At 46.1% G+C, this 6,338-nt stretch carries 6 protein-coding genes and 1 pseudogene; all 7 read left to right on the forward strand.

Features of this window, described 5'->3' with window-relative positions:
* Positions 1 to 267, forward strand: a pseudogene (locus ACZMB2_RS13455) (ABC transporter ATP-binding protein); the annotation flags it as partial.
* Positions 258 to 1,061: an ABC transporter ATP-binding protein gene (locus tag ACZMB2_RS13460; protein ID WP_487597112.1), complete on the forward strand. Its 804-nt coding sequence runs from the start codon at positions 258 to 260 to the stop codon at positions 1,059 to 1,061. The pseudogene ACZMB2_RS13455 and the gene ACZMB2_RS13460, both read left to right, overlap by 10 nt.
* A gap of 155 nt (positions 1,062 to 1,216) precedes the next feature.
* Entirely contained in the window at positions 1,217 to 2,161 is a 945-nt protein-coding gene (gene nikB, locus ACZMB2_RS13465; protein ID WP_487597113.1) for a nickel ABC transporter permease, read from the forward strand.
* Positions 2,158 to 3,021 carry a nickel transporter permease gene (gene nikC / locus ACZMB2_RS13470; RefSeq protein WP_487597114.1) on the forward strand — a complete coding sequence of 288 codons (864 nt, stop codon included), beginning with the start codon at positions 2,158 to 2,160 and terminating at the stop codon, positions 3,019 to 3,021. Before nikB ends, nikC begins: the two co-directional genes overlap by 4 nt.
* Positions 3,022 to 3,050: 29 nt before the next feature.
* Complete coding sequence (locus ACZMB2_RS13475; protein WP_487597115.1) at positions 3,051 to 4,640, forward strand: ABC transporter substrate-binding protein; 1,590 nt, start codon at positions 3,051 to 3,053, stop codon at positions 4,638 to 4,640.
* Positions 4,640 to 5,425 carry an ABC transporter ATP-binding protein gene (locus ACZMB2_RS13480; protein WP_487597116.1) on the forward strand — a complete coding sequence of 262 codons (786 nt, stop codon included), beginning with the start codon at positions 4,640 to 4,642 and terminating at the stop codon, positions 5,423 to 5,425. Before ACZMB2_RS13475 ends, ACZMB2_RS13480 begins: the two co-directional genes overlap by 1 nt.
* Positions 5,426 to 5,427: 2 nt before the next feature.
* Entirely contained in the window at positions 5,428 to 6,186 is a 759-nt protein-coding gene (locus ACZMB2_RS13485) for an ABC transporter ATP-binding protein (protein WP_487597117.1), read from the forward strand.
* Positions 6,187 to 6,338: the final 152 nt, after the last annotated feature.

Raw genomic sequence — 6,338 nt, forward strand, 5'->3', positions numbered from 1 at the left:
TATGAATCGACCACCGCTCCGGATGTGAGTATCCAAAAGGAGATTATGCGGGAATTCCGTGCGATCAACAGAGAATATCAGACAGCGATACTGGTTGTAACCCATGATTTTGGAGTGGTAGCGGAGCTGGCAGATGATGTAATCGTGATGCATGACGGCGAAATCGTAGAAAAAGGCAGAGTCCTGGAACTATTTGACTCGCCTCAGGAGGAATATACAAAGAGGCTTTTAAAAGCCAGTTTTGAGGGGGCAGAAAATTGCAGTTAGATGTTTTGGATGTAAACAAATCATATGGAAAAGAATCTATTCTTCATCACATCGGATTTTCAGTAAGATCAGGTGAGATTGTCGGACTGGTAGGAGAGAGTGGATGTGGAAAAAGTACACTGGCACGGCTGCTATGCTGTTACGAAAAACCGAACAGTGGAAAAATCCTGTTTTGCGGAGAAGATACTGCCGGATTCAGAAAAAAAGAACGGCAGCAGTTCCGGCGCAGTGTCCAGATGATCCTTCAGGACAGTTTATCTTCCCTGGATCCTAAAATGTCTGTGGGACAGACTTTGCATGAAACTCTGAAATACAATGGTATTTTGGTTGAGGCACAGAGAAATATAAAGATCAGGAAGACTTTGGAGAGTGTACTGCTCTCTGAGGAACTCCTGGAAAAGCGCCCGTCTCAGTTAAGCGGAGGGGAACGGCAGAGGATCAATATCTGCCGGGCACTTCTGGTTGACCCGCAGTTATTGATCTGCGATGAGATTACTTCCAGTCTGGATGTGCTTACCAGATATCATCTGCTGGGAGAATTGAAACGCCTGAATAAAGAAAAGGATCTTCCAATGATCTTTATTTCCCATGATCTGAAATCTGTCAAAAGCATCAGCGATCGGATTCTGGTCATGTATCAGGGGCGAATTGTGGAAGAATTGAAAAAGGAAGAGAACTTCCGGTATGAGCACATCTATACTGCGAGACTTCTGGAATCATTACCCATTGACCATCCATCAAAGCGGAAAACGTTGGTTCATAATTTTGAAGACGCTGTTCTGACCGCTGTATAGGATGAATACCCATCACATATTTGCAAAGAGCCATAACAAAATGGAATGAATCATAAGAAAAACGGAATGGATACAGAACCCCCGCCCGGGGTTTTGACGACTGTGAAAAACTGTTATACTCATTGTATTTGAAAGAAATAGAGGACAGTGTGCGAATGAAAAAATATATAGGGAGACGTTTACTGCAGTTGATTCCCATCCTGCTGGCAATTACATTTTTGTCTTTTGGCATGATGCGGATTGCCGGAAGCGATGTGGTGGAACAGAAGATGGAGAATACGGGCAGTGATATTTCCCAGGAGGTAGTCGACGTAGCCAGAGAGGAACTGGGACTTGACAAACCATTCCTGACCCAGTATGTGGTCTGGCTTGGAAACCTGCTTCATGGAGATATGGGGACCAGTTATGTGTCCGGAAAACCAGTGTTCAGCACGTTTATTTCCAAACTTCCGGCAACCCTGCTTCTGACTGCTGTATCCATTTTACTGACGATTCTGATATCTATTCCACTTGGAATTCTGTCAGCGATTCATCAGAACCGCTTTTCAGATTATCTGATCCGAACATTAAGTTTCATCGGTAACAGCCTTCCGAACTTTTTTGTGTCTTTGCTTTTGATGTATTTGTTTGCCATTCGACTGGGATGGTTTCCAGTGATTGCAAAAGGTGTCAGTCTGAATAGTGTTGCCATGCCGGCTATTACACTGGCCATTGCCATGAGCGCAAAATATGTACGACAGGTAAGGGCGGCTGTACTGGATGAATTAAGCCAGGACTATGTGGTAGGCGCAAAAGCAAGAGGTGTCAGATTTTCCACCATTTTGTGGGGAAGCGTGATGAGAGCTTCACTGGTAACGATCATTACGTTATTGATGTTGTCGGTAGGAAGCCTCCTGGGCGGAACAGCCATTGTAGAATCGATCTTTATGTGGGATGGCGTAGGAAAGATGGCGGTGGATGCCATCAGTATGAGAGATTATCCCATCATTCAGGCCTATGTTATGTGGATGGCCATTATCTATGTAGCAGTCAATCTGTTGACGGATATTTCCTATCGTTTCCTGGATCCCAGAATCCGTCTGGGAGGTGATGAAGCATGACACAGGAACAGCAGATAACGGTCAGAGTTCAGAAAGTGAAAAAGAACCGAATCCGGATGAAATTATTCTTTTTTGCAGCACTTGCAGTATTGCTTCTGCTTGCTACGATATTTGCAAAACAGTTGTGTCCCTATGATCCCTATGCCCAGGATCTTGCGCAGGCCATGAAGCCGCCGGGTGCGGCGCATCTTATGGGAACGGATACTTACGGAAGAGACATGTTTTCCCGTGTGCTGATTGGAGCACAGACCAGTATTTCTTCTACCTTTGCACTGGTAGCGATCATTACTGTTTTCGGGACTTTTGTTGGTGTCGTGTGTGGCTATTATGGTGGCCGTGTGGATGCGCTTGTCATGCGGCTTTCGGATCTCTGTCTGGCCTTCCCGGGACTGGTATTTGCCATGGCGGTAGCTGCTATTTTGAATGGTGGTGTACAGAATGCGGTCATTGCACTGGCACTGATCAGCTGGCCAAAGTATTCCAGAATTGCCAGAAGCCAGACCCTTTCCATAAAGGAACTGCCCTATATTCAGGCGTCAAGACTGGCGGGAGATACTGCGATTCAGATGATTTTCCGGCATGTTCTGCCGAACATCATCGGGCCGGTTCTTGTCACTTCCATGCTGGACATAGGAACGATGATGATGGAGATTGCAGGTCTTTCCTTTCTGGGACTGGGAGCACAGCCTCCGGTGGCAGAATGGGGAAGCATGATGAGCAGCGGCCGGAGTATGCTGCAGACTTATCCCTGGATTGTGTTATCACCGGGAGCAGCCATCTTTGTATCTGTCGTAATATTTAACCTGCTCGGTGATACGATCCGTGATTACATGGATCCCAGAAACAGCCGTTCCAGGTAGATATAATATAGAAAAGGGAGTCTAAATACATGAAAAAAAGAACAGGTAAAATTTTTGCATTATTGCTGTCATTGACGATGGTAACCGGCATGCTGGCAGGATGCGGTTCAGACAAAACAGAGAGTACAGATGCTGCCGCACAGACAGAGGCAGCCCAGGAAGGTAAGAAGACGTTTGTCTTTGGTGATACCACATTTAATGCGGAAAATGAGGAATCCAATATCAATCCCCACAGTGCTTACTGCGGATGGGCATGTATCCGTTATGGTGTCGGAGAGACATTGATGAAAATCAATGATTCCATGGAACTGGAGCCGTGGCTTGCTGAAGGCTATGAATTGGTAGATAATCTGACGTGGAAAATTACCCTGAAAGATGGCATCTGCTTCTCTAATGGAAAAGTATGTGATGCAGAGGCGGTCAAGAAATGTCTGGAAGATCTGATTGCAGTGCATGAACGTGCAGCAGGAGACCTGAAAATTGCTTCTATGGAGGCAGATGGTCTGGTACTGACCATTCATACGGTGGAAGAGTGTCCGAGTCTGATGAACTATCTGGCTGAACCCTATGGATGTATTATTGATATGGATGAAGGCGTGTCGGATGATGGAATCGTAGTGGGAACCGGACCCTATGTGGCAACGGAACTGGTGACGGATGATCACCTGAATCTGGTAAAAAATGAAAATTACTGGGCTGGAGATGTCAATGTCGATGAGATTACCGTCCGTACCATTTCCGATGGAGATACTCTTGCGCTGGCACTTCAATCCGGTGAGATCAATGCGGCATACGGTATGGCTTATGCAAGCTATCCGATCTTTGAAAATGATAATTTCAATTTTACCAGCGTTCAGACCAGTCGTTCGTTCTATGTACAGATGAATTATGCATCTCCGGTTGTAAAAGACGATGCGGTTCGTGAAGCCATTGCCATGGGAATTGATAAAGAGTCCTTCGTCAATGTGCTTCTGAATGGATATGGATACGTAGCGACCGGCGCATTTCCGGATACGGTAGAATTCGGTGGATCGACGTTGAATGCGAAGACTTATGACCCAGAAGCTGCAAAAGCAGTTCTGGAAGAGGCTGGCTGGACAGACAGTGATGGAGATGGCATCCGTGAAAAAGATGGTCAGAAGCTGACTGTTCGATGGCTGACTTACCCGAGCCGTCAGGAGCTCCCGCTGCTGGCAGAATCTGCCCAGAGCACCTTAAAAGACATCGGAATGGATGTACAGATCAATGCGACGGCTGATCATAACACGATTGTGAAAGACACTTCTGCATGGGATGTCTATGTTGGAGCCAATGTCAACTGCGGTCTTGGAGATCCGACCAACTTCTTCTCTACACATTGCCTGGATGCGTCTACCAAAAACCGGGGACAGTATCACAGCGATAAACTGGAAGAACTGGCAGTACAGTTAAACAGTACATTTGACAAGACAGAGAGAGATCAGATTGCCATCGAAATGCAGCAGCAGCTTCTGGATGACAATGCATTTGTATTCTGTTCTTTCCTGAAAATGAGCATGATCAGCCAGGCAAATGTGAGTGGTCTTACGGCCCATGCAAGTGATTATTATGAACTGACAGCAGATCTGGATATAAACTGATGGAAAAAACATTGTTGAATTACGATTCTGTGGAGATTTCTTTTGACGGAACCCCGGTGGTTCACGACATTTCCTTTTCCCTGCAGCCCGGAGAAATCCTCGGGCTGGTAGGGGAATCAGGAAGCGGAAAAAGCACGTTAATAAAAGCGGCTATGGGACTGCTTGGAGACAATGGTCTGGTTACCAGAGGAGATATTACATTCAGAGGAAAAAATCTTGTGGATATGCCGGAATCAGAACTTCGGGCTGTCCGGGGTGCTAAGATTGGCATGATTTTTCAGGATGCCGGTGCCTCTCTTTGCCCGATTCGAACCATTGGTGAGCAGATTTATGAGAGTATGCGTGCCCATGGAAAGATTGTGAACGAAGAAGCAAAAGAACATGCACTTGAACTTCTAACAAAATTGGATTTTAAAGAACCGGAACGGATCTGGGAGAGTTATCCTTTTGAAATGTCCGGGGGTATGAATCAGAGAGCGGGAATTGCCATCTCTATGCTCATGAATCCACCGGTACTTTTTGCGGATGAACCGACCAGTGCCCTCGATGTGGCAGTACAACGGCAGGTAGTACAGGAAATGCTTCATGTCCGTGAGTTATTTGGAACCGCAATTATTATCGTAACCCATGATATTGGCGTGGTATCCGCTATGGCAGATACGGTTCTGGTATTGAAAGACGGCAGAAAGATGGAATATGGTCCTGCGAAAGAAGTACTGGAACATCCACAGAATGATTATACAAAAGAGCTGCTTTCGGCGGTGCCGAAACTGAAGAGGAGTTAATGATGGAGCCGATTTTAAAAGTCAATCATCTGAAAAAAGTGTTCCATCAGCTGGGTAAAAGAGATGTGCTCGCCGTGGAAAACATCAGTTTTTCTTTACAGCCGGGAGAGATCCTTGGAATTGTAGGAGAATCCGGAAGTGGAAAAAGTACAGTTGCAAAACTTATCACGCGGCTTGTGGATCCAACAGAAGGAGAAATTATTCTTGATGGACAGGATATCACACATCTGAAAGGGACTGCACTGAAAGGTGCCTACGGAAAGCTGCAGATGGTGTTCCAGAATCCAGTTGGTTCCTTTGATCCCAGAAGAACACTGGGGGATGGAATCGGAGAAAGTCTCCGCAACAAAGGAATGTCAAAGGTGGAGAGAAGAAAGAAAGCAGCAGAACTGCTGGAACAATGCGGGCTGGATGCTTCTTATGCAGACCGCTATCCCCATCAGGTCAGTGGAGGACAGTGCCAGCGGGCTGCCATTGCCAGAGCACTGGCAGTGGATCCAAAGGTGCTGATCTGTGATGAAGCCACCAGCGCATTGGATGTAACGGTGCAGAAGCGGATCATTGAACTGTTGCGTAGGCTGAAAGAGGAGAAGAATCTTTCATATCTCTTTATCTGTCATAATCTGGCTCTGGTACAGGAATTCTGTGATCGGGTATTGGTCATGAAAGACGGAGGAATTGTGGAGGAGGGTACACCGGATGACGTGATCTGTAATCCGCAGGATGAATATACAAAGATGCTGGTGGAGGCAGTGCTGTAATGGGGCTGTCGGAAAATAGATAGTTCCAAAGCAGGGAGGGTATGACTCACAACGAGTCATACCCTCCCTGAATTTATCTGAAAAAAGAAAAAAAGATGGCTAACGACAACCATCTTTCTCTCCGTTACATGTTATAATGTAACTATGCTAAC

This window comes from Hominiventricola sp., from assembly GCF_057604405.1.